This is a genomic window from Rhizobium sp. C104, assembly GCF_022354505.1.
GTDB lineage: Bacteria > Pseudomonadota > Alphaproteobacteria > Rhizobiales > Rhizobiaceae > Rhizobium > Rhizobium redzepovicii.
The window spans coordinates 372785-399289 of sequence record NZ_CP092348.1; the positions used below are offsets into that span (position 1 = coordinate 372785).

At 62.4% G+C, this 26505-nt stretch carries 23 protein-coding genes and 3 pseudogenes; 9 read left to right on the plus strand and 17 right to left on the minus strand.

Annotation, left to right across the window (positions count from 1 at the left end; translation table 11 throughout):
* Positions 1–329: 329 nt before the first annotated feature.
* From MF410_RS02860 to MF410_RS02875, 4 genes are all read right to left on the minus strand, one after another.
* Positions 330–1172, minus strand: coding sequence for an anti-sigma factor (locus MF410_RS02860; RefSeq protein WP_097626650.1), 843 nt, complete (start codon positions 1170–1172; stop codon positions 330–332).
* 1 nt (position 1173) lies between these two features.
* Positions 1174–1683 carry an RNA polymerase sigma factor gene (locus MF410_RS02865; protein ID WP_097626652.1) on the minus strand — a complete coding sequence of 170 codons (510 nt, stop codon included), beginning with the start codon at positions 1681–1683 and terminating at the stop codon, positions 1174–1176.
* Positions 1684–1863: 180 nt separating this feature from the next.
* Complete coding sequence (locus tag MF410_RS02870) at positions 1864–2424, minus strand: hypothetical protein (protein ID WP_097626654.1); 561 nt, start codon at positions 2422–2424, stop codon at positions 1864–1866.
* A gap of 158 nt (positions 2425–2582) precedes the next feature.
* The gene (locus MF410_RS02875) at positions 2583–3491 is read right to left on the minus strand and encodes a metallophosphoesterase (protein WP_054182557.1); all 909 of its coding nucleotides are present in this window, start codon (positions 3489–3491) and stop codon (positions 2583–2585) included.
* A gap of 70 nt (positions 3492–3561) precedes the next feature.
* Between MF410_RS02875 and MF410_RS02880 the strand changes: the two genes are divergently transcribed.
* Positions 3562–4041, plus strand: coding sequence for an NUDIX domain-containing protein (locus tag MF410_RS02880; RefSeq protein ID WP_097626656.1), 480 nt, complete (start codon positions 3562–3564; stop codon positions 4039–4041).
* Positions 4042–4054: 13 nt separating this feature from the next.
* Here the strand turns inward: MF410_RS02880 and MF410_RS02885 are convergent.
* Positions 4055–5041, minus strand: a pseudogene (locus MF410_RS02885) (glutathione S-transferase family protein).
* A 227-nt stretch (positions 5042–5268) separates the two neighbouring features.
* Here MF410_RS02885 and MF410_RS02890 point away from each other — a divergent pair.
* A complete protein-coding gene (locus MF410_RS02890; RefSeq protein ID WP_239620156.1) occupies positions 5269–5832 on the plus strand; it encodes an N-acetyltransferase in 564 nt (187 codons plus the stop codon).
* A 1-nt stretch (position 5833) separates the two neighbouring features.
* Here MF410_RS02890 and MF410_RS02895 read toward each other — a convergent pair whose 3' ends face one another.
* From MF410_RS02895 to MF410_RS02915, 5 genes and pseudogenes are all read right to left on the minus strand, one after another.
* Positions 5834–6250, minus strand: a complete 417-nt coding sequence (locus tag MF410_RS02895; protein ID WP_097626660.1) for a GNAT family N-acetyltransferase — start codon at positions 6248–6250, stop codon at positions 5834–5836.
* A 4-nt stretch (positions 6251–6254) separates the two neighbouring features.
* Complete coding sequence (locus MF410_RS02900) at positions 6255–8324, minus strand: hypothetical protein (RefSeq protein WP_097626662.1); 2070 nt, start codon at positions 8322–8324, stop codon at positions 6255–6257.
* Position 8325: 1 nt separating this feature from the next.
* A pseudogene (locus MF410_RS02905) lies at positions 8326–11139 on the minus strand (DUF4159 domain-containing protein).
* On the minus strand, positions 11136–12056 hold the full coding sequence (locus tag MF410_RS02910) for a DUF58 domain-containing protein (protein WP_097626666.1): 921 nt from the start codon (positions 12054–12056) through the stop codon (positions 11136–11138). Before MF410_RS02910 ends, MF410_RS02905 begins: the two are co-directional and overlap by 4 nt.
* Positions 12057–12069: 13 nt before the next feature.
* A complete protein-coding gene (locus MF410_RS02915; RefSeq protein WP_003593035.1) occupies positions 12070–13080 on the minus strand; it encodes a MoxR family ATPase in 1011 nt (336 codons plus the stop codon).
* A gap of 158 nt (positions 13081–13238) precedes the next feature.
* Here MF410_RS02915 and MF410_RS02920 point away from each other — a divergent pair, with 158 nt between their 5' ends.
* The 3 genes from MF410_RS02920 to MF410_RS02930 are packed head-to-tail and all read left to right on the plus strand — an operon-like array spanning position 13239 to position 15771.
* On the plus strand, positions 13239–13862 hold the full coding sequence (locus MF410_RS02920; RefSeq protein WP_097626668.1) for a DUF1285 domain-containing protein: 624 nt from the start codon (positions 13239–13241) through the stop codon (positions 13860–13862).
* Positions 13859–14509, plus strand: a complete 651-nt coding sequence (locus MF410_RS02925; RefSeq protein ID WP_097626670.1) for a CoA pyrophosphatase — start codon at positions 13859–13861, stop codon at positions 14507–14509. Before MF410_RS02920 ends, MF410_RS02925 begins: the two co-directional genes overlap by 4 nt.
* Positions 14506–15771 carry a CCA tRNA nucleotidyltransferase gene (locus MF410_RS02930; protein WP_097626671.1) on the plus strand — a complete coding sequence of 422 codons (1266 nt, stop codon included), beginning with the start codon at positions 14506–14508 and terminating at the stop codon, positions 15769–15771. Before MF410_RS02925 ends, MF410_RS02930 begins: the two co-directional genes overlap by 4 nt.
* Here MF410_RS02930 and MF410_RS02935 read toward each other — a convergent pair whose 3' ends face one another.
* The 3 genes from MF410_RS02935 to hemF form a co-directional block, all read right to left on the minus strand.
* The gene (locus tag MF410_RS02935) at positions 15772–15957 is read right to left on the minus strand and encodes a DUF1059 domain-containing protein (protein WP_003593041.1); all 186 of its coding nucleotides are present in this window, start codon (positions 15955–15957) and stop codon (positions 15772–15774) included. It lies immediately after the preceding gene.
* Between the two features lie 114 nt (positions 15958–16071).
* The gene (locus tag MF410_RS02940; RefSeq protein ID WP_064840017.1) at positions 16072–16341 is read right to left on the minus strand and encodes a hypothetical protein; all 270 of its coding nucleotides are present in this window, start codon (positions 16339–16341) and stop codon (positions 16072–16074) included.
* A 103-nt stretch (positions 16342–16444) separates the two neighbouring features.
* The gene (gene hemF / locus MF410_RS02945) at positions 16445–17356 is read right to left on the minus strand and encodes an oxygen-dependent coproporphyrinogen oxidase (RefSeq protein WP_097626673.1); all 912 of its coding nucleotides are present in this window, start codon (positions 17354–17356) and stop codon (positions 16445–16447) included.
* A gap of 178 nt (positions 17357–17534) precedes the next feature.
* On the opposite strand from hemF, the gene MF410_RS02950 reads away from it, so the two are divergent.
* Positions 17535–17795, plus strand: coding sequence for a hypothetical protein (locus MF410_RS02950; protein WP_003565536.1), 261 nt, complete (start codon positions 17535–17537; stop codon positions 17793–17795).
* Positions 17796–17798: 3 nt separating this feature from the next.
* Here the strand turns inward: MF410_RS02950 and MF410_RS02955 are convergent, their stop codons facing one another.
* A complete protein-coding gene (locus MF410_RS02955) occupies positions 17799–19445 on the minus strand; it encodes a Na/Pi cotransporter family protein (protein WP_131711510.1) in 1647 nt (548 codons plus the stop codon).
* 192 nt (positions 19446–19637) lie between these two features.
* Entirely contained in the window at positions 19638–20099 is a 462-nt protein-coding gene (locus MF410_RS02960; RefSeq protein ID WP_097626677.1) for a tRNA (cytidine(34)-2'-O)-methyltransferase, read from the minus strand.
* 381 nt (positions 20100–20480) lie between these two features.
* Here MF410_RS02960 and MF410_RS02965 point away from each other — a divergent pair, with 381 nt between their 5' ends.
* The gene (locus MF410_RS02965; RefSeq protein WP_239620158.1) at positions 20481–22337 is read left to right on the plus strand and encodes an ABC transporter ATP-binding protein; all 1857 of its coding nucleotides are present in this window, start codon (positions 20481–20483) and stop codon (positions 22335–22337) included.
* Positions 22338–22442: 105 nt separating this feature from the next.
* On the opposite strand, the gene MF410_RS02970 is transcribed toward MF410_RS02965, so the two are convergent.
* Positions 22443–22673, minus strand: a complete 231-nt coding sequence (locus tag MF410_RS02970; protein ID WP_097626681.1) for a CopG family transcriptional regulator — start codon at positions 22671–22673, stop codon at positions 22443–22445.
* A gap of 162 nt (positions 22674–22835) precedes the next feature.
* On the opposite strand from MF410_RS02970, the pseudogene MF410_RS02975 reads away from it, so the two are divergent.
* Positions 22836–24750: pseudogene (locus MF410_RS02975) on the plus strand (ABC transporter ATP-binding protein).
* Here the strand turns inward: MF410_RS02975 and MF410_RS02980 are convergent.
* Positions 24706–25638 carry an endonuclease/exonuclease/phosphatase family protein gene (locus tag MF410_RS02980; protein ID WP_131711512.1) on the minus strand — a complete coding sequence of 311 codons (933 nt, stop codon included), beginning with the start codon at positions 25636–25638 and terminating at the stop codon, positions 24706–24708. The pseudogene MF410_RS02975 and the gene MF410_RS02980 sit on opposite strands and share 45 nt — an antisense overlap.
* A 285-nt stretch (positions 25639–25923) precedes the next feature.
* On the opposite strand from MF410_RS02980, the gene petA reads away from it, so the two are divergent.
* Positions 25924–26502, plus strand: a complete 579-nt coding sequence (petA, locus tag MF410_RS02985) for a ubiquinol-cytochrome c reductase iron-sulfur subunit (protein ID WP_097626687.1) — start codon at positions 25924–25926, stop codon at positions 26500–26502.
* The last annotated feature ends 3 nt before the right edge of the window (positions 26503–26505 follow it).

Sequence of the window (26505 nt, forward strand, 5' to 3'; positions counted from 1 at the left end):
TCGATGGAATCAGGCCGCGATCGCTTCGGTGCGGCGCGGTCTGATGAGGAGATTGGCTTCGTTGAGTCTTCGGTGAGCGCTAGCCAATGAAAGGCGTGCCATGCGGCTCCCTCATCCGCCCTACGGGCACCTTCTCCCCGAGGGGACAAGAGGGGAGCAAGCTTTCTGCCCTGCCTTCCCACTGCAGACGTTTTAAGAGCGAGAGGTTGCCGCATGTCTCTTCTCCCTTGGGGAGAAGGTGCCGGCAGGCGGATGAGGGGATGCTGATTTGCCATGGTGCCACCTCAGCTCCGCAGGCGGTAATTATTCGCCACGGACGACAGCCGGCATCATATCGCCGTAGCGATCTTCATGGCGAGCTGGCCGAGGGCCGCCTCGGCGGAGGGGCCGGCAAGCACGTAGGAGGTGCCGGCATTGTGCCATGTCACCAGACCGATCTCGTCCTTGATGGTTTCTTTGAAGTCGTCGGTCTCCGGTGGCTGTGCGTCCTTGCGGAAGCAGATGGAGATGACGTCGCCGTCCGCGTTGGAATAGACGAGCTGGCCGACAGGGCGGCTGTCGCCGAGGATGACGCGCGCGCCCTGGAAGGTCCAGGCTTCGGCGCTGAGATCAGGCACGCGGAAGGGCACGCCGATCGCGGTCGTCAGCCAGCTGGAGATTTCCTCGGCCTGCGAGGCGGGCACTTCGACGAGATGGCGAGGCTGGCGGATCAGCAGGCGCTGATAGGCGGTGACGTCGCCCAGCCAGTCGCTGGTATTGGCAGGCGCCGTCGCGGAGGTCGTGGTGGCGATTTCGTCGGCATCCGGGCTAGTGCCGACGAAATAGCCGATACCGCAACCGACGGCGAAGAGAATAAGCGCGGCGGCCAGCGCCTGCGGGCCGCTCGGCGCCAGTTTCACCGGCGGGCGCGTGGCGCGCTGCGCGATCGGTGTCTTCGGCGGCTGCGTGCTCTTGATCGAGCGGACGAGGGCGAGAGGCACAGGCTCCTTCAGGATGTCGTCGAGACGGCGGCGGCCGAAATCGGCGCCGTGGCGCAGTTTCTCGTGCAGCCGTCGCGCATTCTCGTCGGTTGCCAGGCGCTGCTCCAGTTCGTGGCGCTGTTCGGGCGAGACCTCGCCATCGAGAAGGGCGGTAAGCTGGGCTTCGAGCGGCAATTTCCTAAGATCGAGCAATTCAGTACCTGTGGATCGGGTGGGTGCCGGAAAGTCCGGCAAAATGCAGCCTTGCCGTCGCGAGCTGTGAGACGACATTTGCCACTGGCGTGCCCATGATGTCGGCCGCCTGCTGGTAGCTGTGGCCTTCGACGTCGACGAGCAGGAACATGCTGCAAAGGCCGTCCGGCATATCGGCGATCATGCGATGAATGGCGTCGGGATCGACTGCAGCCGAGCGCTCGCGCGCGGCGTCGCGAATATCCGTGACGTTGCCGCGGACGGAAGCCTTCGGCTTGCGCTTGCGGCTATCGTCGGTCCATTGCTGGCGAGCGAGCGTGTAGATCCAGCTTTCCAGGCGGCCTTCACCACTCCATTGATGGCCCTTTGCGATGGCGCGCTGACAGACGGCCTGTACGAGTTCGTCGGCCACGGCGGCCTCACCCGCGAGCGTGATCGCGAAGCGGCGAAGGCGGGGCAGAAGGCCGACGAGATCACGCCGGAGATCGATGGTCGTTGCGGGTTGACGCATTGTCTATCCAAGAAGCATTCACAATGGTTTCGCGGACGATGGGTTCGCCTCGGCCGCGAAGCCGGCCTTATCGACGCCGCATGTGCTTTATGAAGCAAGTCTCCTGCACTTCGCAAGCATCCGGCTGTCTTCATCCCCTTTTCTCAAAGGATTTTCGTATTGTGGCCCACAAAACTTGCGTCAATATGTCTTGTAGCCGTTCAAGCTTTGCAGCAGAGCGCGATAGGCCCATGTCCCTTCGCCGCCGCGATCGCGGATTTCGACGAGCTGGACACGGGCGCCCTGGATGTCTCCCTGTTCCACCAGCGCCATGCCCATGTAGGAGCGGGCAAGGATGTAGTTCTCATCCGCCTGCAGCGCCTTGCGGTAGTAGGACATGCCGAGTTCCATGCGGCCAGCCTTGCGATTGGCGTAGCCAAGATAGTTCAGGATGCGCGGGTCGTTCTGGTTGCGGGCGAGATTGAGCACGGTGATGGCATTGTCATACTGGCCGGCATAGGCAAATTCGCGGCCGAACTTATAGAGATCGTCGTCGTTGAAGCTGCTCTTCTTCGGGTTGACGCATTCCTTCTTGGCTTTGTCCCAGACCTTGCCGCCGGTGCAGGTCTTGGTCGTCTGGGTCTTCGGCGGCGGATTGGTGTCATCGTTGTTGTCGCCCACCGCGAAAGCAGCTGTGGCGATGCCGAAGGCAAAGCCGGCGGCGAGCGAAAGTCTGGACAGGTGACGGAAGGAAGAAGTCATTGGCGGGCTCCGTTCTGAGGCGATGCGTTGGCCGGATTGTACGCTTACCGCTAAAAATACCAAGAGGGTAAGCGGCCGCCATGGCAATTGCTGCGGCGATGGCCGGGCCTCCTCTGATATCGGTTCAAGTGTTGGAGGAAAAGAGTCCGGAGCCGGCGCTAACGCGCGAAAATATCTGCGCTTTCCGCCATCACGGCATCGCCGGACCGGTTGACGCTGAAGCGTTCGCCGCTGAGTTCCCAGGCGCCGGGAGATCCGTCGATGGAGAAGAGGTTGTAGGCGGCGGGTGGCTTGATGCTGCCCGGTCCTTGCGAGGCGGAGGCGATGCCGACGACGGGCACCGGCTGCACCTGGCCGCGCAGCCAGTGCAGCGTGTTCAGGTGCGTGTGTCCGTGCAACACAAGTTCGGCGCCGCCGGTCGAAATCACCGCGGCGAAGCGGCGGATGCCGATCATCCGCTTGTAGAAGGTCGTGGCGCCGCGGATCGGCGGATGATGGATCATCACGACCCGGAAGAGACCGGCTTCGCCGGCCGCTCGCAGCATGTTGACGGTATCGCGGGCCTGGCGCGCACCGAAAAAGCCGGAGGCGGCAAAGGGAGGGGTGGCGACCGCCGTCGAGCAGCCGACGATCGCGACTTTGTCGCGGATGCGCAGATAGGGAAAAATATGGCGGTCTTCCTGCCATTGCGGCGGGGAGAGATCGCCGCGGACATACTCGTACCAGGCGCGCATCGACTTCTCGTAGGCCCCGGGCACATAGGCGTCGTGATTACCGGGAACCACCGAGGTGTCGGCCGGATCGCCAAGCGCGCGCAGCCAGGCGGCGGCGGCGCGGATCTCGATACCGCTCGCGAGATTGACGAGGTCGCCGGTGACTGCCAGATGATCCGCCTCGTGGGCGCGGATGTCGTCGAGCAACAGATCCAGCGTGCTGCCGAAAAGGTGCTTGCGTCGATTTCGATGCCAGTTCACAAAGCCCGTTATGCGTTTTGAAAACAGCTCCTGGATGGAAAGACGGGGTAACGGCCCGAGGTGGACGTCGGAAATATGCGCGAGCTTGAACATGCTACGAGACATAGACCAGCTTATTGACAAATCAAACACATCCGGCGCGATGAAGGGCTGAAACGGAACGATGGTGGATAAAGAAAAGCGGCCTCTTCATATCAGAACGGCCCTGCGCCTTCTGCATGTCTATTTCTCCTTCGCCCGCGGCATGACGATGGGCGTCAGGGCCGCCTGCTTCGATGCGGAGGGGCGGATTTTTCTGGTGCGCCACAGCTATATCGGCGGCTGGCACATGCCGGGCGGCGGGCTGGAACGCAACGAGACGGTCGAAGAAGCGCTGGCTAAGGAATTGCGCGAAGAGGGCAACCTCAGGATCATCGGCAAACCGCAACTGGTCCAGGTCTATTTCAACACCACGAATACTCGCCGCGACCATGTCGTGTTCTACCGGGCGAATGTCGAGCAGACGGCGCCGCGCCCGCCTGACTGGGAGATCTCCGACAGCGGCTTCTTCCGGCTCGACAGCCTGCCTGAGGGTACGACCAAGGCGACGCATCGCCGCCTTGCCGAGCTTCGAGGCGAGCAGGAGCCCGACCACCGCTGGTGAGGGCTCCACATTTTTAAGCCGCGGCAAGCTTCGCACGTCCATGCGGGCTGTCGAGATCGAGCGCCGGGCCGACGGGAATGATGCCGGTCGGATTGATGGTCTTGTGGCTGCGGTAATAGTGCTGCTTGATATGCGTCAGGTTCACCGTCTCGGCAATGCCTGGCGTCTGATAGAGATCTCTTCAGTAGCCGGGCAGGTTGCGGTAGTCGGCGATCCGGCGGATGTTGCATTTGAAATGGCCGACATAGACCGGGTCGAAGCGCACCAGCGTCGTGAACAGGCGCCAGTCGGCTTCGGTCTGACGGTTGCCCAGGAGATAGCGGCCTTTGCCAAGACGTTCGTCGAGCATGTCGAGCGTTTCGAACAGCTTGCCGACATTTTCCTCATAGGCTTCCTGCGTGGTGGCAAAGCCCGCCTTGTAGACGCCGTTGTTGACGGTGTCGTAGACGGTGGCGTTCAGCGTGTCGATTTCGGCGCGGAGATCCTCGGGATAAAAATCGGTCTTCGAGCCGGTCAGCCCGTCGAAGGCGCTGTTGAACATGCGGATGATCTCGGCGGATTCGTTGCTGACGATCGTGCCGGTCTTTTTGTCCCACAGAACGGGAACGGTGACGCGGCCGGAATAATGCGGATCGGCCTTGACATAGATCTGCCAGAGCGTGGCTGAACCGAAGAGCTGGTCGCCGGTGGCGCCGTCGCCGACTTTGAATTCCCAGCCATTGTCGAGCATCAGCGGGTCGACGACCGAGACTGAGATCAGTTCCTCCAGCTTCTTCAGCTTGCGGAAGATCAGCGTGCGGTGCGCCCATGGGCAGGCAAGCGAGACATAGAGATGATAACGCCCGGCCTCGGCCTTGAAGCCGCCGCTGCCGGAAGGGCCGGCCTCACCGTCCGATGTCACCCAGTTGCGGAACTGCGAGGGCTGCCGCTTGAACTGGCCCTTGCTCTCCTTCGTGTCGTACCAGACATCATGCCAGACGCCGTCCACCAGCATTCCCATGATCTTCATTTCCTTTGGTTGCGTGTCGGGATCGAAGTTAGCTGAGATAGCGGGGCTTTGCAGGCGGTAAAGGTTGAACAGTGTGTCACGTTGTTTTGGCGCTGCATAATTTCCAGTGCTGTCGTGTGCATTTTGCGTTGGACGGCGGAAATTTTTCCTGCTATCGGCCTTTCACGGTTTTAGGATTCCTGCCCGATGTTCATTGCCAGAAACCCGCGACGACGCTGATGCTCCCGAACGCCCAAGGCGTGTTCGAGACCCATCAATCTGTCCATCCGGTTTCTGCCATCATGTACAAGCACGATCTCGTCTACCTCACCGAAGACGCGTCTCATGACGCCGCCATCGAACATATCAACGAAGAAGCTTTTGGGCCGGGCCGCTTCACGCGGGCGGCAGCGCGCATTCGCGAGCAGGGGCCGCACGATCTGTCGCTCTCCTTCATCTGCACCGATAATGGCGAGACGATCGCTTCCGTGCGCATGACGCCGGTGCTGGCCGGCACGGTGAAGGGCCATCTTCTCGGCCCGCTCGCCGTCCGTCCCTCGCACGAGAATCAGGGCATCGGCCGCGAACTGGTGCGGATCGCGGTGGAGGCGGCCAGACGCAAGGGCTCGGAAGCCGTGATCCTCGTCGGCGATCCGCCCTATTACGGCCCGCTCGGCTTCCAGAAGGTTGCCTACAACGCGCTTTCCTTTCCAGGCCCCGTCGATCCCGGCCGCGTGCTCGTCGTGCCGATCGCCGAGGATGCACACGAGCGGCTGAAGGGCATCATCGCCTGGCACGGATGATTTACAGACGTTTGCGGAGGAAGCTGCGCGTGCGGCCTTCCGGGAAATCCTCAAGCTCGCCGAAAACTTCATAGCCCTGGCGCAGATAAGCGCTGAGAGCCTGCGGGCTGAAGGTGTCGATCCAGGCGCCGCGGCATCCCCGTGCTTTCGCTTCTTCTTCGGCTTTTGCGAGGAGCTTGCCGGCGAGACCGGTGCCGCGCAACGTGTCGGGAATATAGAGCATCTGGGTGAAGAGCCAGCCCCAGGCGGTAAAGCCCGACAGGCCGCCGGTCAGCTTGCCGTCGGTATCGCGGATGAGAACGGCAAGCGGCCGGCGATCGGAGGGGCCGACATCACTCGCGTTGAAGGCGGAGAGCGCATCGGTGATCGCCGCCAGTTCCTCCGGCGAGGGTGAGGCGGTCAGCTCGAATTCCGACATCAGATTACCGCCCCTCGCGCCACCACATGGTTCCGAAGGCCAACAGCAGGATGCCGACGCCGGCAAAACCGGCAAAGAGCGGCAGCGTGTTGATGCCCTTCAAGACCGTCTCGCTGGTCATGCGAATCATCATGCGATCATTGTCGGCGACGCGGACCTGGCTGCGTACCGGCAGGATCGGCGGCACGCTGATCCTGCCGTTTTCGTTGGCGACGCGGGTGACGAGACCCTTGCTTCTCTCGGTGACCGGCTTCAGCACATCGGTCGTCGAGATCATCGCCTTGAATTCCGGTGCGTCGACGGCGCCGATATGGACAAGCGTCGACAGCTTGCCGTTGCGGATTTCGAAGAGGCCGATTTCATCCATCCGCTTCTCGGCCTTGTAGAGCCCCGGTTCGGCCTGGGTGAGCGGCAGGGTTTCGGTCTTGCCCGAGGGGTAACGCACGGTGGCGTTGCCCGGATTGTCGCCGATCGTCTGGCGCGTGACTTCAAGCGTCCGGCCGGCGGCGCGCGCCGTCAGCGCTTCTTCCTCGAGCGCCGGCTCCTTCATCAGCCAATGGGCGATACGGCGATAGAGCGAAACGTTCGGTCCGCCGCCTTCGAAGCCGCGCGCCCAGAGCCAGCCCTGATCGGAAAGCAGCATGGCGACCCGGCCCTGGCCGGCGCGGTTCAGCACCAGCAGCGGGTGGTTGTCGGCACCGAGCATGATCGTCTCGCCCTGCGGCCGATCGACATCGACGCTGCGGAACCAGCGGCCCCAATGCGGCGGATCCTCGCCCGAACCGTCCAGGCCGCGGGTGACGGGATGCTTGCGGCCTTCCTCGGAGAGGCGCGGGTAGAAGGCCTTTTCGATCATCTCTCCGGTGGGCGTTGCCGGCAGGACCGAGGAAAGCGGCGTCAGTGCGATGGAGTCGGGGCCGGCATGCTCGGGACCGGCGGCGATCAGCAGCGCGCCGCCATTGTCGACATATTGGGCGATGTAATCGTAATAAAGCAGCGGCAGCACGCCGCGGTGCTGGTAGCGGTCGAAGATGATCAGGTCGAAATCCTTGATCTTGTCGACGAAGAGTTCGCGCGTCGGGAAGGCGATCAGCGACAGCTCGTTGATCGGTGTGCCGTCCTGCTTTTCCGGCGGCCGCAGGATGGTGAAATGGACAAGATCGACCGAGGCATCGGATTTCAGCAGGTTGCGCCAGGCGCGTTCGCCGGCATGCGGCTCGCCGGAGACGAGAAGGACGCGGAGATTCTGGCGGATGCCGTCGATGACGTGAACGGCGCGATTGTTGGCAGTGGTGACCTCGCCCGGAAGTGCGGCAACGGAAAATTCGAGCACGTTGCTGCCGCCGGCCGGCACCTTGAAGGAGAAGGGCGTATCCTGACCGGGCGTCGCCTGAAGGGTGGCGATCTCGTCACCGTTCAGCTTTACCGTGACATTGGCCGTGCCGCCGGGGCTCGGGCCGTCGTCGAAGACGCGCAGAACGACCTGCTGCTCCTCATTGACGATGCCGAAGCGCGGCCCCTTGATGACTTCGATGCGGCGATCGAATTCGTTGGCTTTGCCGGTGATGAGGCCATGGATCGGCGCATCGAAACCGAGCGCCTGATTGGCGGCCGGAACATCGTGAACTTCACCATCGGTCAGCATGATGGCGCCGCCGATGCGGGCAGGCGGAACATCGGCGATGTTGGCCGACAGCGCGTCGAACAGGCGCGTCGACGGCACATCGGAATTGACGTCGCCTTCGACATCGACGAAGCGGGGCTCGATCTGGGGGAAGCGGGCGAGCTGCCCCTTCAACGCCGCCAGCGCATCGTCGGTCATCTTGACGCGATCGGGCGTCTGCTGGCTCTGGCTTCGGTCGACGAGAACCGGGACGATCGTCGACAGCTGATCCCTATCCTCCTGCAGCAGCACCGGATTGGCAAGGGCGGTCAGCATGGCGAGCGCCGCCAGCGTTCTGATCCAGGCGCCGCGAATGCCGCGCCAGATCGCGAAGGCGGCGATGATGACGCTGACGGCGGCCAGTGCGGCCAGAACCGGCCAGGGCAGGAAAGGCGAAAAGTCGAAGGTCATCTCACTGTCCTAACCGTTCGAGAAGGTCGGGAACATGGACCTGGTCGGTCTTGTAGTTGCCGGTCAGCATATACATCATGATGTTGACACCGGCACGGTAGGCATATTCGCGCTGCGCTTCATCGGACGGCACGGTCGGCAGCATCGGCACGCCGTTATCGTCGACTGCCCAGGCGCCGGCGAAATCATTGCCGGTGATCAGGATCGGCGAAACGCCGTCGGCCGTCGCAGCCGATTTTTCGGTCGCTTCGCGGCCACCCTGCCGAGCCTCGATCCAAAGCGGGCTGCCGGTGTAACGGCCGGGAAAGCTCGACAGGAGATAGAAGGATTTCGTCAGCACGTGGTCCGATGGCACCGGTTCCAGCGGCGGAATGTCGAGATTGGCGAGGATTGCCTGCAGCCTCTGGCCGTTGGCGCTGATATTGCCGCCATTGTCCAGGGCGCTAATCTGATCGCGCGTATCGAAAAGCACGGTGCCGCCATTGCGCATATAGGCGTCGATGCGGCTGATCGCCGCCGACGGCGGCATCGGCGCCGTTGCCGAAACCGGCCAGTAGATGATCGGATAGAAGGCGAGTTCATCTTTGGTGGGGTCGATGCCGACGGGCGGCGCCGGCTCCAGCGTCGTGCGGAACGTCAGGAACTGGGTAAGGCCCTCGAGTCCGCGCTCGGATATCTCGTCCACGTCCCGTTCGCCGGTGACGACATAGGCGAGATGCGTATTGTCGAGCCTCTGGAGAATGAGGTCGTCGCCGGGCTGCGAGTTCATCGGCATGAAGCATGCCGGGTTGCACGAGGAAGCCGACACTGACCGCAATGGCGATCATCGCCGCTGTGCGGGCAGCCGGGCGCAATCGTGAGAACGCGCCGTTCATGAAAAGGACGACCAGACTGTCGGCCAGCAGCAGCAGAAAGGCTGCGAGAAAAGCACGGGCTTTGCCGACCAGCTCTCGCCACCAATCAGGCCTTCGCGCACGGCATTGGTCCCGGTTGTGTCGAGCGGCGTCAGTTCGGCGTCCTCAGGCAATACGTTCAGGGAGGTGAAACCGTCTTCCGAACCGTAGAGCCCGGGCGGGTTGTCGAAATTCGCCGTCGGTTCGGCTCCGGCCTGTGGAATGAGGGGTCGCGCCGCGCCCGTCTCGGAGACGAGCGTGCCCTTGGCCGTCAGCATCCGGAATGGCGGCAGGGTTTCGGAGATACGCGCATTGCCGCGCGCCTCCGACGTGACGCCGCCCGAGCGCGATATTTGCAGGAGGTGGCGCAGCATGTCGACGAAAGTGCCCGAGATCGGCAGATCGGACCAGGTCGCTTCCGCGGTCACATGAAACAGGACGATCTGTCCGGATGCGAGCTGCTTCATCGTCACCAGCGGCGTGCCGTCAGCCAGGCTCGCCCAGGTGCGTTCGGCAAGATCGGGCGTCGGTTCGGCAAGCACCTGCCGCTTGACGACGACATCAACGGGACGCGCTATGCCGGCGAAAGGCCCGAAACTCGGAAATTCGGCGAGCGACTGCGGCTCGCTCCAGGACAATGTGCCGCCCAGCGCCCGCTCTCCCTGGCGCAGGATGACGGGGATCAGCGGATCATCGGCAGGGGCTGCGGCCATGCGCGGACCGGCAAAACGCAGCAGCATGCCACCATTCGATATCCAGCGCGTCAGCGGTTCGTAGGTTTCTTCAGGCAGACGGCCGATATCGGCCATGATAATGATGGAGGGATTGCTGGCGAGAAGTTTCGGTATGGCGACCGAAAGGTCGGAATCGCTGGGCTGGATCAGATCCGCATAGGGCTGCAGCGCCCGCTGGATATAATAGAGCGGCGAGAGCAGCGGCTGGAACTCATCCCCGCCTTCACCAGACAGCAAGACAACACGGCGGCGCTTGAATGCATCGTCGAGCAGGTGAACGGCGCCGGCCGTTGCGCCGTTGTCGACGCTGACGCGGGCGAAATCGTTGCGCATTTCGAAGGGGGCGGTGATCGAACTTGTCGCCACGCTCTGGCCGGGGCGGAAATCCACCCTGCCGTTGGCAATCGAGCGCCCCTGGGTATCGACCGCATTCAGCGCCACGGATGCGGCGCGCGAACTGTTAAGCCGTGTGACCTTGACGGTCATGGCATCGGCCGCATTGTTGGCCGCGGTGATGGCGACCGTCCGTTCGGCATCGCCCTCGATCAGGCGGAGATCGGCGGGCTGGAGTTCCGCGAGCCTTTGCACCGTCGCGTCGTTGGCCTTGACAGCGGCGCCGTCGGTCAGGAAGGCGAGGGTCCCGGGTTTGACGCCGTTCAACGCCGCGCGCAGCGCCTGGAAGGCGCGCTCGCGGTCCGGCACCAGCGGTCGCGGCTCGGCGGCGCGCAGCTTGTCGCGGGCGGCCGCGGCGGTGCCTGGAACGGCGTTGTTGGTCGGATCGGCGGTGAAGGCGATCGACACCGGCGTGCCGGCGGATTCGGCGTCGTCTATCAACGCGTCGGCCGTCTGGATGCGGCGCTCCCAGTCTGGGGCCGCCGCCCAGCTGTTGTCGACGAAGAGGACGAGCGGGCCGCCTGAGGCGAGCGAACTGGTGCGCGGATTGAAGACCGGATCGGCGATCGCAAGAATGACGGTGGCGGCGAGCAGCATGCGCAGCAGCGTCAGCCACCACGGGCTCTGCGCCGGCGTCTCCTCGCGCTTCAAAACGGAGGCGAGGATTTTCAGCGGCGGGAAGACCTCGGTCTTCGGCCGCGGCGGCGTCAGCCGCAGCAGCCACCAGATGACCGGCAAGGCGACGAGTGCGCCCAGAATGGCGGGAAAGGCGAAAGCGAAAGGAAGGGCGTTCACAGCTGCCCTCCATGCGTTGCCTTGGCCGGCATGCCGGAAAGGTACATGTGCACCGCGACCAGCGCCTCCGAGGCAAGATGATCGGTGCGGTGCGTCGCAAAGGTCCAGCCGAGATGGCGCAGCGACTGGCCGAGGCTGTCCCTGCGGGCGAGGTAGGCATTGCGATAGGCTTCGCGGATGTGTTCGGCGCGGCCGGAGATGAGCTTGGCGCCGCTCTCCGGATCGGTGAATTCGGTGCGGCCGCTATAGGGGAATATTTCCTCGGCGGGATCCGATATCTCGACCACGTGGCCGCGCAGGCCGCGGCGGGCAAGCGGGCCGAGGCGTTCCATGATCGCCGGTGCATCATCGAGGAAATCGCCGATGAGGACGAGGTCGCTCCAGCCGCGAATCATTGCCGTTTCAGGCAGACCGCCGGTCAGCGGCGTGTGCATGAGCGCGGCCGCAAGACGCTCGGCGGCATTGCGGGTGGAGGCGGGATCCATGATGCCGGGGCAGCCGATACGCTCGCCGGAGCGGGCGAGTATCTCGGCCAGCGCCAGCATGACGACCAGCGCGCGACTTTCCTTGGAGACGCTGCCATAGCTCGACTTGTACATCATCGAGGGCGACATGTCGCACCAGAGCCAGATCGTGTGGGCCGCTTCCCATTCGCGCTCGCGCACATAGGTATGATCGTCGCGGGCGGAGCGGCGCCAATCGATGCGCGACAGGCTTTCGCCCTCGGCATAGGGACGGAACTGCCAGAAATTTTCGCCGATGCCGCGCTTGCGGCGGCCATGCCAGCCGGCGATCACCGTATTGGCGATGCGCTTGGCTTCCACCAGGCAGTCCGGCACCAGGGCGGCCCGCTGCCTGGCGCGGGAAAGGGCATCGCTGCCTGACGTCGGATTGACGATCTGTCCGATAGATGCCACGCGTCCGGCTTCCTTATCCCTTTGCCTGCTTGACCAGTCCGGCGATGACGTCGCGCACCGACATGCCTTCGGCGCGGGCGGCGAATGTCAGCGCCATACGGTGCTGGAGAATGGGTTCGGCCAGCGCAAAAATATCGTCGAGCGAGGGCGCCAGGCGGCCTTCATAGAGCGCCCGGGCACGGGCGCAAAGCATCATCGCCTGGCCGGCGCGAGGACCCGGACCCCAGGCGACGTTCTTGTCGGTCGATGCATTGCCCTGGCCGGGGCGGGCGGACCGCACCAGCGCCAGGATGGCGTCGACGACCGTGTCGCTCACCGGCATCTGACGCACCAGCGTCTGGATCTCGATCAGCCGCTGCGCGTCGATGACGGCTGCCGGCCGGGTTTCTCCCAGACCCGTCGTCTCGAGCAGGATCTGGCGTTCGGCGGCGAGCTCGGGATAGTTGACGTCGACCTGCAGCAGAAAACGGTCGAGCTGGGCTTCGGGCAGGGGATAGGTGCCTTCCTGCTCGAGCGGGTTCTGGGTGGCGAGCACATGGAAGGGCGCCGGCAGGTCATAACGCTGGCCGGCGATCGTGATGTGATATTCCTGCATGGCTTGCAGAAGCGCCGACTGGGTCCGCGGCGAGGCGCGGTTGATCTCGTCGGCCATCAGTAGCTGAGCGAAGACAGGACCCTTGACGAAGCGGAAAGACCGGCGTCCACTGTCGTCCTGATCCATCACCTCGGACCCGAGAATATCCGAGGGCATCAGGTCGGGCGTGAACTGGATGCGGTTGGCGGCGAGGCCGAGGACTTCGCCGAGTGTCGTCACCAGTCTGGTCTTGGCAAGGCCGGGAACGCCGACGAGCAGGGCATGACCACCGGAGAGCACGGCGAGAATGGTGTTCTCGACGACGCTTTCCTGACCGAAGATCACCTTCGAGACCTCTCCGCGGATGGCGGCGATATCGGAGAGCGCCTTTTCGGCGGCGGCGACGATTGCCTTTTCATCGAGGCTGGCTTCGGTCTTCATCATACCCATAGGCATCTCCAACGGCTGAAATCATTCGGCAGCGAATCGGCGGACTTATACATGTGCCTCATACTCGATAGAGTTATGGAGATGTGACGGGCTGACAAGTTCGTTGCGAATGACTATCTCGTGACATCACTTCGTTAAGGACAAACCGGGACGGAAGAATGGCAGCCGAGGAAATCAGCGGACAGGCGGATGCGGCAGGACTTGCCGCCATGATTTCGCGCGCCTCTGACGAAAGCGGCGGAAAAAAACGCGGCTTACCGCCGGTCGAGCGGTGGAATCCGCCTTTCTGCGGCGATATCGATATGGAGATCAGAGCCGACGGCACTTGGTTCTACATGGGCACGCCGATCGGCCGGCCGGCGCTGGTGCGGCTGTTTTCGACGGTTTTGCGCAAGGACGAAGATGAGAAGACCTATCTTGTAACTCCTGTGGAAAAGGTCGGGATCAGGGTCGCCGACGCTCCCTTCATTGCCGTGGAGATGAGTGTGACGGATCGGGAGGGTAAACAGGTGCTGACATTGCGAACCAATGTCGGCGATGTCGTGGAGGCGGGAGGACAGCATCGGCTGCGCTTTGCCATTGCGGACGGCAACGCCGAACTTAAACCCTATCTGCATGTGCGCGGGCGGCTGGAGGCGCTGGTGTCGCGTGCGGTGATGTATGAACTGGTCGCGCTTGGCGAGATTCTCGACGTGCAGGGACGGGCGATGTTTGCGATCCGCTCCTCTGGCGAGGTTTTTCCTGTCATGCCGGCCGACGAACTGGATGCTCTTTGCCGATGAATGATGCGATCACCCACCGTTATCCGCTGTTCTCCGCAGCCGAATTCCGCCGCCGCGCGCTCAACCAGAATGGCGGACCGGTCGACCATGCCTGGCGCGATCACGGTGATCATGTCCTCAATCCGGATATCGTCGCCGAGGTTGAGACCTTCAAGCTGCGCGACGCGGCCGTGCTCGTGCCCGTCGTCGATGCCGGTGACGAGGCGCACGTGATCTTTACCAAGCGAACGGCGACGCTGCGCAAACATTCCGGGCAGATCGCTTTTCCCGGCGGTTCGATCGATCCGGCCGATATCTCACCTGAGATGGCGGCAATCCGCGAGACGGAAGAGGAGATCGGTCTTTCCGGTTCCTTCGTCGAGACCGTCGGGCGGCTGCCGAATTATCTTGCCTCGACCGGCTTTCGCATCACACCGGTCCTCGGCGTCGTCTCGCCGGGCTTCGCACTGACGCTGAACCCGGCCGAGGTGGCCGACGTGTTCGAGGTGCCGCTTTCTTTCCTGATGGACCCTGCTAACCATGCCCGCGACAGGCGTGTCGTCGACGGCGTCGACCGGCATTTCTACCGGATGCCCTATGAAACCAGAATGATCTGGGGCATCACCGCCGGCATCGTCCGCACGCTTTACGAAAGACTTTATGCATGACCGGTGTTGCCGACCAAGCATGGTTCCGCGACCCGGCGCTCGGCCGCATCCTGGAACTCCTCAATGCCAATGGTGGGGCCGAGGGCGGAGAAGCGCGGGTGGTCGGCGGCGCGGTGCGCAACAGCCTGATGGACCTGCCGGTCAGCGATATTGACATCGCCACCACGCTCAGGCCGGAGGTGGTGATGGATCGGGCGGGCGCGGCCGGTATCAAGGCGGTGCCGACGGGCCTGCAGCACGGCACGGTGACGCTCGTCATTGATGGCAAGCCTTTCGAAGTGACGACGCTTCGCACCGACGTCGAGACCGACGGCCGCCACGCAAAGGTTGCCTTCAGCACCGATTGGAAGGCCGATGCCGAGCGGCGGGATCTGACCATCAATGCGCTTTATGCCGATGCCAAAGGCGAGGTGGTGGATCTGGTCGGCGGGCTTGCCGATATCGAGAGACGTAACATCCGCTTCATCGGTGACGCGGCAAAGCGTATTGCGGAAGATCATCTGCGCATCCTGCGCTTCTTCCGCTTCTTTGCCTATTACGGCTCCGGACGCCCGGATGCCGAGGGACTGAAGGCGTGTTCGGCGGCGCGTTCGAAGCTGAAGACGCTGTCGGCGGAGCGGGTCTGGTCGGAGCTGCGCAAGCTGCTCGGTGCTGCCGATCCCGGCCGGGCGCTGCTCTGGATGCGGCAGGTGGCAGTGCTGACGGAAATCCTGCCGGAATCGGAAAAATGGGGGATCGATGCGATCCCTTCGCTGGTCGCCACTGAAAAGGCGCTCGGCTGGACGCCGGATCCGCTGCTGCGGCTTGCGGCGATCGTGCCGCCCGATGCGGCGCGGCTGGAGGCACTGGCAGCCCGGCTCAAGCTTGCGAACGCGGAAGCGGCTTTCCTCAAGGCCTGGGCAATGGCAGCACCTGTCAATGACGACATGTCGTCGGCCGCCTTCGAACGGTTGCTCTACCGCAACGGTGCCGACGGCATCACGACGCGGCTGAAGCTGGCGCTCGGCGTTGCGCGGGGCAAGGCTGAAGGGGATTTCGACGAAATGGCGCGGTCCGCCCGGCTCACCAAGCTCCTGGATCAGGCCGCGAACTGGAAGAAGCCGCAATTTCCGCTGAACGGCGGCGACGTGATGTCTGCGGGAATTCCGTCCGGCCCGCGCGTCGGTGAGCTGCTTGCCGGCCTGGAAAACCAGTGGGTGGAAGAAAATTTCGTTTCCGACCGGGCGGCGCTGCTCGCCCGGCTGCAGGAACGAGTGCAATAATCAGGCTGCGTTGACCTCGTCTCGGATGCGAGACTTGATATTATCCACCATGTTCTCGCGGATCGTGGTTTCGCCGTGAGCATTTTTCAGGTGCTCGACGGCGCGGCGGACCACCTCGGCGTCGCTATCCGCCCGTGTATGCCAGGCGCAGCCCGGGACGAGAGTGCCGCATTCGAAAAGTCGCATGGTCTTCTCCTCTGTTTAAAACACAAAGACGATCGCGCTTCTCACGCGATTTATGAATGTGCGGGGGAGGGAAGGTTCCGGCCGGCATCGATATGCCGGCCAGTAGAGGCCGTGTCAGTCGGGCATCGCCCAGGCTTTGTAGGTATCCGAAAGCTGGCCGGGCATGTTGCTATTGGCGGCCGCTGCTTCGTTCTGCAGCTGTTCCGGGGATTTTCCGCCGGCCAGCTGCAGCTTGACCTGCTCGATGAAGCAGGACAGCGGCAGATCCGAGCCGCTCTTGGCCCGCAATTTCTCGGCGATGCGTGTCAGAAACTCGGATGTGTCGATTGTGCGGGATGTTTCCTGGACATCCGTGGACGCAGGCGAACCACTTTGTATCGTCATGACAATCCTCCTCCGATTGTTACGCACATACATATAAAGTTAGGACGCGCTTAATTTTCGTGAAGGTCAATCAACTCGAATTTATCGACGAGATATCACAGTCTCATGGCCAGCGGACGACGGGGGGCAAGGACGAGAGAATGGATTCAACGTTGCCGCCGGTCTTCAGGCCGAAGATCGTACCGCGATCATACAGCAGATTGAATTCGACGTAGCGGCCCCGGCGGATCAATTGTTCGTCGCGATCGGCCTCTGTCCACAGCTTATTGAAGTTGGACCGGACGATTTTCGGATAGACCATGGCGAACGCCCGGCCGACATCGCGGGTGAAGGCGAAATCGGCGTCCCAGCCGCCGGCATCCTCGCTCGAATACAGCCAGTCATAGAAAATGCCGCCAATGCCGCGGGCCTCGTTGCGATGCTTCAGGAAAAAATATTCGTCGCACCAGGCTTTGTAGGCATCGTAATCGGCGACGGCATGATTGCGGCATGCGATCTCCATCGCCTTGTGGAAGAGCTGGCTGTCCTCGTCCTCCTGGGTGCGGCGGCGCGACAGAACCGGCGTCAGGTCGGCGCCACCGCCGAACCAGCGGCTGGTGGTGACCACCATACGGGTGTTCATATGCACGGCCGGAACGTTGGGATTGACGGGATGGGCGATGAGCGAAATGCCCGAGGCCCAGAAACGCGGATCGTCCTTGGCGCCGGGTATCTGCGCCCGGAAGTCCGGGGAGAATTCGCCGTGAACGGTGGAGGTGTGGACGCCGACCTTCTCGAAGACCCGGCCTTCCATCATCGACATGCGGCCACCGCCGCCGGCGCCGTTTTCGCGCGACCAGTCCTTGGCGGTGAAGCGGCCGGGCTCCTGATCGGAGAGCGGGCCTTCCAGCTCGTCTTCGAGGGCTTCAAAGGAGGCGCAGATCGTATCGCGCAGTCCTTCGAACCAGTTGCGGGCGGCGGCCTTCTTCTCTTCGATATCCTCAGGCAAGCCGATCGGCAGTTCCGGTCTTTCCATGTCGCGCCTCCGGCGGTCGGCATCTGCATAGGAAGCGACTCGCTCATTCTCGATTACCCGCCCCGTTTAGCAGGTGGCCCCGCGTCTCGCCAAGCCAAGGCGGCACGCCCACGCGCTTCCAAGATTCGACTCGCAAATCCCGAATTTCGATACTACCTTTTCCGAAGAGGTAGGTTTGATGAAAAAAGTTCCAGGGCCTCCGTCCTTCGACGGCCTGAAGCGCAGGATAGCGAGACATCGGGCGGAAACGTCCTCCCGGCGGAAAGACCATTTCGTGCGTGAGACATATTGCCTCGGCCTTCTCGATGCACGCGCCAAGGCGCGCGAATGGTTCGACGAATATCCGAAAGCCGCCTACTGGACCGAGGTGGAAAGCTGGCGTCAGCTCGACGGCGACCAGATCGAATTCACCATGCGCCGCCTGCCTTCGGCCGATTGATCGTCACTCAGCCGCCGGCCGCACGCGACTTTCGATCAAGAGGCCGCTCTCATCCATGATCGGATGCGCCACCGAGACGATGTGGGCATTGATGCGCTTCAGGTCGCGCAGCATGTCGAGATGCAGCGAGCTCGTCTGCAGGCTGTCGGCGCGGCCGTCGCGCAAGCGTTCGAGATGGCGCTCGGCCGACTGCTTCTCCATCCGGCGCACTTCGACCTTTACCTCCATCATCTGCCGCGCCAGATTGAAATCGCGAGTGACGAAGATCGTCTGGGCGACGCGCAGATTGTCGATCGTCAGATCGAACAGCTTGCGCAGTTCCTGATGGCCGTCGTCGGAAAATTTCAGGCCGAGCGAGATCTTCTTCGCCACCTCTTCCCGCAAGCCTTTCTCGATAATGTCGCCCATATGTTCGAGATTGATCGCGTAGTCGATTACGACGATTGAGCGGCGGGCGTTTTCGTCGCTGAGACCTTCGCGGCCGAGCTTCGAGAGATAGATCTTCACCGCCTGCTGCAGCCGGTCGACGCGCTCCTCGAGCGCGGGGATTTCAGCAAGTTTGCCGGAATCGTTCTGTTCGAAGGCTTCTGAGACCCTGACCAGCATGCGCTCGATGAGGTCGCCGACGCCGAGCACTTCGCGGGTCGCGCTGGTGAGCGCGATGACGGGTGTCGAAAGCTCCTGCGCATCGAGATATTTCGGGGCGTTGTCAGGCTCCGGCTGATCCGGCACCAGCCGAGCCATCAGGGTGGCCAGCGGCCGGGAAAAAGGCCAGGCGAGTGCTGCGAGCAGAAGGTTGAAGGCGAGATGCGCGTCGACCGGAAGCTTGGCCGGACCAAAGGGCAGCATCTGGATGAGTTCGGCGCCATAACCCGCCAGCGGTAGGGCGATGAAGCATCCGAACGCGCGCACTGCGAGATTGCCGAGGGTGACGCGCCGCGCCGAAACCGGGCCGGACAATGTCGCGATAACGGGCGGGATCGCACCGCCGAGGTTGGCGCCGAGCACGAGCACGATGACGAGTTCAGCCGAGACGAGGCCCGCTGAGGCGAGCGACAGGATAAGCACCACCACTGCCAGGCTCGATGAGGAGAGGAAGGCAAGGGCCGCCGAGAAGAGCAGCGCTACGGGCAGCGCGCCGTCCAGCAGGCCGATAAAGGCGGCGAGAGCGGGGGAGGCGCGCATCGGTTCCGTCGCGAGGCCGAGCAGATGCAGCGACAGCAGCATCAGCCCGATGCCGATCAGCGCTGCGCCGCCGCCCTGGCGGGTGCTGGAGCGGCCGCGGTAAAGCACGATGCCGGCCAGGATCAGGAGGGGCGAGAGCCATTCGATGCCGGTGGCGACGATCCAGGCGGTGATCGCAGTGCCGACATTGGCGCCGAGCAAGACGATCTGCGCCATGCGCGGCCTGATCAGATCGCGCTCGACGAAGGACGCGGTCATCAGCGCCGTCGCCGTGGAGCTCTGCAGTGCAATAGTCGCGACGAGACCGGACAGGAAGGAACGGAAACCGCCACGCGTGCCGGTCGCCAACCCCGTTCTCAGCCGTGCGCCGAAGGCCCTGGACACACCGTCCTTCACCTGCGCAAGTCCGAACAGCAGCAATGCCACGGCACCGAACAGGTTGATCATGATAATTGTGGAATCCATTTTCTTGTTTTTATTCTTCCTTCCAAAGAGGCGAAGCTAACGAGATTTGGGCTGTTCCAACCGCTTGGAATCGTAGGAGCAATGCGATCTTTTTGATTGCCCGGCTAATAAATATACGCCGCTTTGGCGGATTGGCAACGTCGTTTTGCGACATATTCGGGAGCTGATAGTCGTGGCGTCGAACCGATACAGTTATGCCCAGACCGTCTGGCGCATCGCTTCGCCGACGATCATGGCAGCCGAGACGGCGACGTTGATGGAGCGCTGTCCGCCGACCATCGGGATCAGGATGCGGGCATTGGCTCTATCGTGCACATGATCCGGCACCCCGGCGCTTTCGCGCCCGAAAAGCAGGATGTCGTCCGAACGGAAGACCAGATCGGTGTAGCGATCGGCCGCCTTGGTCGAGGCGAGGATCAGGCGGCGGCCGGTCGTGGCGCGCCACGCCTCGAAGCGGTCCCAGTTGACATGGCGGGTCAGCGCGGCGGCGGCGATATAATCCATGCCGGATCGTTTCAGGTTGCGATCGGAAACGTCGAAGCCGGCGGGCTCGATCAGATCGACCGCAAAGCCGAGGCAGGCGGCAAGACGCAGGATCGTGCCGGTATTGCCTGCTATATCCGGCTGGTAGAGTGCCAATCTGAGGTCGGTCATCACACGCTGCTTATTTCGCTAGAACGGGCAAGACCTAAAGCAACTGCCATTTCGCCGCAACTGCGCGTTTTGGCCGAGAAACGTTCAATTTACGCCATTATAGGGCTGGAAATTTCGCCATTTTCGCGTTATCCATGCACATCTTTAATCGCCAGCAGGGAGGGCCGTCATGAATATTTTGCTCGATATGCGCTTTCCCGCCGTGATGCCGATTAGGGCGACATGGCGCCGCTAGAGCGCTTTTCTTCTTGAATCCCCTTTTGATCCATTGTGCGGCTGCTTCAGCCTCGCCCCTTGAACGTTCGGTTCCCATATGTGCTTGCGTAACGCCGGGATGGCGCGAAGCCGGGAGCCGAAACGCTGACGTTTCGGAGCAATTTCATGTTTGGCTGGTTCGAACAGCGACTCAATCCCTTTCCGAGCGAGGAGCCCGTCGCTCCGCCAAAGGGTCTTTTTGCCTTTTGCTGGCACTACAGCAAGCCGGCAGCGCCGTGGCTCTGCCTGATGGCCGTGCTGACGGCGCTGATCGCCGTCGGCGAAGTGGCGCTCTTCCAGTTCCTCGGCGATATCGTCGACTGGCTGACGAATGCCGACCGCGCCACCTTCCTGCAGACGGAAGGCCACAAGCTTTTCTGGATGGCGGCGCTGGTGCTGATCGGCCTGCCTCTGACGGCGGGCCTGGATTCCCTCATCATGCACCAGATGCTGCTCGGCAATTATCCCATGAGCGCCCGCTGGCAGATGCATCGCTTCCTGCTGCGCCACAGCATGACCTTCTTCGCCAACGAGTTTGCCGGGCGTGTGGCGACCAAGGTGATGCAGACCTCGCTCGCCGTGCGTGAGACGGTGATGAAGATCCTTGACGTCTTCGTCTATGTCGTGACGTACTTCCTGACGATGATCATCGTCATCGCGGCTGCCGATTGGCGGCTGATGATCCCGATCCTCGTCTGGCTCTCCGTCTATATCGGCATCGTCTCCTATTTCGTGCCCCGGCTTCGCAAGATCGCTGCGGCGCAGGCGGATGCCCGCTCGATGATGACGGGGCGCGTGGTCGACAGCTATACGAATATCGCCACCGTCAAGCTGTTTTCACATGCCGGCCGGGAGGAGGTCTATGCCAAGGAAGGCATGGACGAGTTCCTGCAGACCGTGCACAAGCAGATGCGCAAGGTGACGCTCTTCCATATCAGCGTCTACCTGAACAACTGCGTTGCGCTGTTCGTCGTCTCGGGCATGTCGATCTGGTTCTGGTTGAACGGGGCGATCTCGGTCGGCGCCATCGCCATCGCCATCGGTCTTGCCATGCGCGTCAACGGCATGTCGCAATGGATCATGTGGGAAGTCTCGGCGCTGTTCGAGAATATCGGCACAGTCTATGACGGCATGGAGATGATGAGCAAACAGCACGACATCGTCGACAAGCCGGACGCGCCTCCCATGACGGCAAAGAAGGGCGCGATCCACTACGACCGCATCCGCTTCCACTATGGCAAGAGCAAGGGTGTGATCGACAACCTGTCGCTCGATATTAAGGCAGGCGAGAAGGTGGGTCTCGTCGGGCGCTCCGGAGCCGGCAAGACGACGCTGATGAACCTGCTGCTGCGCTTCTACGACTTGGAGGGCGGCCGCATCACCATCGACGGGCAGGATGTCGCCGGCGTCTCGCAGGAAAGCCTGCGCTCGCTGATCGGCGTGGTGACGCAGGATACTTCGCTGCTGCATCGCTCAATTCGCGACAATATCGCCTATGGCCGACCCGACGCCTCGGATGCCGAGATCATCGAGGCTGCCAAGCGTGCCAATGCCTGGGAGTTCGTCGAAGGGCTCGTCGACATGCAGGGCCGCCAAGGGCTTGATGCGCAGGTCGGCGAACGCGGCGTCAAGCTCTCCGGCGGTCAGCGGCAGCGCATCGCGATCGCCCGCGTCTTCCTGAAGGACGCGCCGATCCTGGTGCTCGACGAGGCAACCTCGGCGCTCGATTCCGAAGTCGAGGCGGCTATCCAGGAAAACCTCTTCGCCCTAATGGAGGGCAAGACGGTGATCGCGATTGCCCACCGGCTGTCGACACTGACGGAGATGGACCGGCTGATCGTGCTCGACAAGGGCCGGATCATCGAGGCCGGCTCACACAGCGAACTGATCGAGAGCGGCGGCATCTACGCCGACCTCTGGAACCGCCAGTCCGGCGGCTTCCTCTCCGATCACGCCGAGGAAGCGGAAGTGGCGGCGGAATGATAAAGGGCCCTCCCGGCGGAGGCGGGGAGGGCCGGTAATTCCTATCCTGGCTTTACAGTGTGGCTGCCAGCGGTGCTGCGGACTGCTGGCGGCCGCGCTATCTATTCACAGACTGTCGGCCCAGTCGATCACGCGGTCATGTTCGACGAGGATGATGGTGTTGGCGGCGGCGAGTGTGCGCAGCGTGGCGATGCGGCGGCGCTCCTCGTGGTCGAGCCAGGCGGTAACGGCCTCGGTAACAATTACGTCGCGCGGCAATGCCAGGTCGAGCGCGAGGGCGTCGAGCCTTTCCGCGAGCGGAAGCGGAATATGCGCATCGAGCATTTTCGTTTCCATGGGCCTTCTCTCCGGTGAAGCGCGATCGTATCGTCAGATTGTGACCGGTTCGGGGGTAATCAATGGCGATGCCGCCGATGTTATCGATCATTACCAAAATATAAGGTTGAGTCCGCTTTTCATTCCCTTTGCCGCTCCTCCCAATCCGCCTATATCGCTTCCATGTTCCTGCGCCCCATCCTTCGCCTGTTCGAAACCTGGATCGATCCGTTCCGTCCGCGCGCCAACCTTCAGCCGCCGGGCTCGACGCTCGGATTCATCCGGTTCTATATCGGCCAGGCGAAGATGCCCTTCGTCGCCATGCTCGTTCTCGGCGGCACATCGGCGGCAATCGAGGCGGCACTTTTCTGGTTCGTCGGCCGGCTGGTCGATATCCTCGGCAGTATCACGCCCGGCGCCGGCTGGAGCGGTCTTCTGGCGGCCCATGGCGGCGAGCTGTTCGGCATGCTCGCTCTCATCGGGCTCGTGCGTTTCGTCGTCGCCTTCCTGATCGCGCTCGTGGATCAGCAGGTGATCACGCCGGGCTTCTATAATCTAGCACGTTGGCAATCCTATCTCCATGTCTCCAGGCAGTCTTTATCGTTCTTCCAGAGCGATTTCTCCGGGCGCATCGTTACCAAGGTCTGGTCGGCCGGGCAGGCGACCGGAGATCTCGTCACTTCGCTGATGGAAAGCGTCTGGTTCGTCGGCATTTATGCCGTGACGACGCTCGTGCTCGTCGCCCGGCTGGACTTTTCCCTTGCCGCCGTAGTGTTGTTCTGGCTTGGCGCCTTCAGCCTGCTTGCCCGCCATTTCGTTCCGAGGATCCGCCAGCATTCCCGCGAAACGGCGGAGGCCGGATCGATGCTGAACGGGCGGATGGTCGATTCCTACAGCAACATGCAGACGCTGAAGCTGTTTGCCCGCGACGAGGAAAGCGACCGCTATATGCGGCAGGGCTTCGATATCTATCAGGATACGGTGCTGCGCTTCACGCGCTTCATCACCGGGGTCAGGGCCTCGATGGCGCTGCTCTCCGGCCTGATGATCGTGACGATGGCGGGGCTGAGCGTCGATCTCTGGCTGCGCGGCATGGTAAGCTCCGGAGCCGTGGCCTTCTCGCTGGCGCTGGTGCTCAGGCTGAATTTTCTGCTCGGGCGGCTGATGACGCAGTTCAATGGCATCATGCGCAATCTCGGCACCATCCAGAACGCCGCCGAGCTCGATCTCTCAACCGCTGGGGCTCGTCGATCGGCCGGATGCGAAGAGCCTGGTGATCCGGCAGCCCGGCATCCGTTTCGACAATGTTTCCTTCCGCTACGGCAAGGGTCACCTGCCGGTCGTCGAGAATTTCTCCCTGACAATCCATCCCGGCGAAAAGGTCGGGATCGTCGGTCGTTCGGGCGCGGGCAAGTCCACACTGATGAACCTGCTGCTGCGCCTCTACGACATTCAGGACGGGCGCATTCTCATCGACGGCCAGGATATTGCAGCCGTGACGCAGGAATCGCTCAGAATGCAGATCGGCGTCGTCAGCCAGGACACCTCGCTGCTGCATCGTTCGGTGCGCGACAATATCCTGTTCGGACGGCCAGATGCCGGTGAGGAGCGGTTGGTCGAAGCAGCCATACGCGCCGAAGCCATCGACTTCATCGAGCGTCTGCAGGATCAGCAGGGGCGCAGAGGCTTCGATGCGCATGTTGGCGAACGCGGTGTCAAACTGTCAGGCGGCCAGCGGCAGCGCATCGCCATTGCCCGCGTCATGCTGAAGGACGCGCCGATCCTCGTCCTCGACGAAGCGACGTCGGCGCTCGATTCGGAAGTGGAGGAAGCGATCCAGTCCAATCTCCACCGGATCATGGAGGGCAAGACCGTGCTTGCGATCGCCCATCGGCTATCGACGATTGCAGCACTCGACCGGTTGATCGTCGTCGATCTCGGCCGCATCATCGAGGAGGGTAGCCATGATCAACTGCTTCGCCGCGGCGGGCTCTATGCCGAGCTCTGGGCGCGCCAGTCCGGCGGGTTCCTCGCGGCGGACGGCGACGCGGTCTCAAGGGTCGACGGCGAATTCCGCCATGAGGCCAAAATGATTTGAACCGAAGCTGTTCTCGATGCGGCGGACCGATTTCAGCCGCAGAGGCGCCCGGCTGAAAACGTGATCAATCGGAATGCCGAAGGCGCCTGCTGCGATCGGCCATGTCGCCGGCTCCAGCGAGACCGTGCCCAGCCCTTGGCTGCGCATCAGATACTGCACGTCGGGCGCCAGAATCGACGTGTTGAAATCGCCGGCAAGGACGAGTGGCCCCGGCAGGGACGGAATAATTTCCGCGAGATCTTCGATTTCCAGGCCGTGGAATTCGTCGTAATAGGGTTTGGTCAGGTGCGCGGCGAGGAAATTGACCTTCTGACCGTCGAAATCGATCGTCGAGATCGTCAGCCGGTTGCGCCAGAGCAGTCCGAGATTGCGGATGCGGGGTTCGATGAGCGGGCGCTTCGACAGCACCAGCGTGTCGCATTCCTGCATGCCGACTCCGCAGCCGATATAATAGGGATAAGTCTTCAAGAGCCGAGGCAGTTCCGGCAGCAGCGGCTCGGCCTCCAGGATGCTGACGACGTCGGCGCCTGAGGCGATCGCCATGTCGGCGATATCGGCGCCATTGGCGAAATTATCATTCTCGATATTGAAGGACATCAGCTTGAAGAGGGCCGGACGGTTTTGATCGACAGCCGGCTCGACGAACTCGCGCATCATCACGACGCCATGGACGGCAAGGACGACGGATACGCCGAGCGTCAGCAGCGCATACCAGTGCCGTTTGACGAGAAGGGCCGCAACGGAGGCGGCTGCCGCGGCAACGGCCAAGTGGACCTGGAAGCTGTAAAAGAAGGAGAGCAGATAAAAATCGGTGACATACCGCAGCGAGACGATAGCGAGGACGAGGGTGGTGAGAACGCTGAATACGCAAAAAATCGTGTCTCTCATCCGCTCCGGTCCGGCTCGCTGGCTTGGCTGCGACTGCGCCTATCACGGTGGCTTTTTTGTTGCAATGCAACATGAGGGCAAGCTCGTGTTTGCCTTAAAAAATTCATCGGAAATTCCCGCGACATTGTGCCCTCGTCCCCTTGCCAAGGCTGGACATAATTTGCGATCAAGCTTAGAACGCGCCGGATTGCCGGGGAATCTATGGCCGAATTGTGTCCAGATCGATTCGCCGGCAGAGGGGGCAGGGCGGAATTCCGCAATATTTGCGCAGAGGATGGTTAGGCCGTGAGCGAACACGTAACGACAAGCGAGGCTTCGACAGAGCCTACTCGCCGTGATTTCCTTTATCTCACCACTGGTATGGCGGGCGCTGTCGGCGCCGTCTCGGTTGCCTGGCCGTTCGTCGACCAGATGCGACCGGATGCGTCGACGCTGGCGCTGGCCTCCATCGAAGTCGATGTCGCGAGCCTCGAGCCCGGCATGTCATTGACGGTCAAGTGGCGCGGCAAGCCGATCTTCATTCGTAACCGTACGCCTGAAGAAGTGAAGGCTGCCGCCGATGTTCCGCTGGCGGATCTCAAGGATCCGGTCGCCCGCAATGCCAACCTGCCGCCCGAGGCCCAGGCAACGGGTGTTGACCGTTCAGGCGGCAAGGACAAAGAAAACTGGATCGTCATGATCGGCACCTGCACCCATCTCGGCTGCGTTCCGCTCGGCCAGGCCGGCGAATATAATGGTTGGTTCTGTCCCTGCCATGGCTCGGTCTACGATACGGCCGGCCGCATTCGTAAGGGTCCCGCGCCGCAGAATCTGGCGATTCCGACCTTTTCATTTATATCCGATACCAAGATCAAGATCGGTTGAGGG

What these genes read in the sequence shown, in the direction of transcription:
- MF410_RS02865 (WP_097626652.1), bottom strand. Translation starts at nt 1,683, where the DNA reads ATGCGTCAACCCGCAACGACCATCGATCTCCGGCGTGATCTCGTCGGC.
- MF410_RS02870 (WP_097626654.1), bottom strand. Translation starts at nt 2,424, where the DNA reads ATGACTTCTTCCTTCCGTCACCTGTCCAGACTTTCGCTCGCCGCCGGC.
- MF410_RS02875 (WP_054182557.1), bottom strand. Translation starts at nt 3,491, where the DNA reads ATGTTCAAGCTCGCGCATATTTCCGACGTCCACCTCGGGCCGTTACCC.
- MF410_RS02880 (WP_097626656.1), top strand. Translation starts at nt 3,562, where the DNA reads ATGGTGGATAAAGAAAAGCGGCCTCTTCATATCAGAACGGCCCTGCGC.
- MF410_RS02890 (WP_239620156.1), top strand. Translation starts at nt 5,269, where the DNA reads ATGCTCCCGAACGCCCAAGGCGTGTTCGAGACCCATCAATCTGTCCAT.
- MF410_RS02895 (WP_097626660.1), bottom strand. Translation starts at nt 6,250, where the DNA reads ATGTCGGAATTCGAGCTGACCGCCTCACCCTCGCCGGAGGAACTGGCG.
- MF410_RS02900 (WP_097626662.1), bottom strand. Translation starts at nt 8,324, where the DNA reads ATGACCTTCGACTTTTCGCCTTTCCTGCCCTGGCCGGTTCTGGCCGCA.
- MF410_RS02915 (WP_003593035.1), bottom strand. Translation starts at nt 13,080, where the DNA reads ATGGGTATGATGAAGACCGAAGCCAGCCTCGATGAAAAGGCAATCGTC.
- MF410_RS02920 (WP_097626668.1), top strand. Translation starts at nt 13,239, where the DNA reads ATGGCAGCCGAGGAAATCAGCGGACAGGCGGATGCGGCAGGACTTGCC.
- MF410_RS02925 (WP_097626670.1), top strand. Translation starts at nt 13,859, where the DNA reads ATGAATGATGCGATCACCCACCGTTATCCGCTGTTCTCCGCAGCCGAA.
- MF410_RS02930 (WP_097626671.1), top strand. Translation starts at nt 14,506, where the DNA reads ATGACCGGTGTTGCCGACCAAGCATGGTTCCGCGACCCGGCGCTCGGC.
- MF410_RS02935 (WP_003593041.1), bottom strand. Translation starts at nt 15,957, where the DNA reads ATGCGACTTTTCGAATGCGGCACTCTCGTCCCGGGCTGCGCCTGGCAT.
- MF410_RS02940 (WP_064840017.1), bottom strand. Translation starts at nt 16,341, where the DNA reads ATGACGATACAAAGTGGTTCGCCTGCGTCCACGGATGTCCAGGAAACA.
- hemF (WP_097626673.1), bottom strand. Translation starts at nt 17,356, where the DNA reads ATGGAAAGACCGGAACTGCCGATCGGCTTGCCTGAGGATATCGAAGAG.
- MF410_RS02950 (WP_003565536.1), top strand. Translation starts at nt 17,535, where the DNA reads ATGAAAAAAGTTCCAGGGCCTCCGTCCTTCGACGGCCTGAAGCGCAGG.
- MF410_RS02955 (WP_131711510.1), bottom strand. Translation starts at nt 19,445, where the DNA reads ATGGATTCCACAATTATCATGATCAACCTGTTCGGTGCCGTGGCATTG.
- MF410_RS02960 (WP_097626677.1), bottom strand. Translation starts at nt 20,099, where the DNA reads ATGACCGACCTCAGATTGGCACTCTACCAGCCGGATATAGCAGGCAAT.
- MF410_RS02965 (WP_239620158.1), top strand. Translation starts at nt 20,481, where the DNA reads ATGTTTGGCTGGTTCGAACAGCGACTCAATCCCTTTCCGAGCGAGGAG.
- MF410_RS02970 (WP_097626681.1), bottom strand. Translation starts at nt 22,673, where the DNA reads ATGGAAACGAAAATGCTCGATGCGCATATTCCGCTTCCGCTCGCGGAA.
- MF410_RS02980 (WP_131711512.1), bottom strand. Translation starts at nt 25,638, where the DNA reads ATGAGAGACACGATTTTTTGCGTATTCAGCGTTCTCACCACCCTCGTC.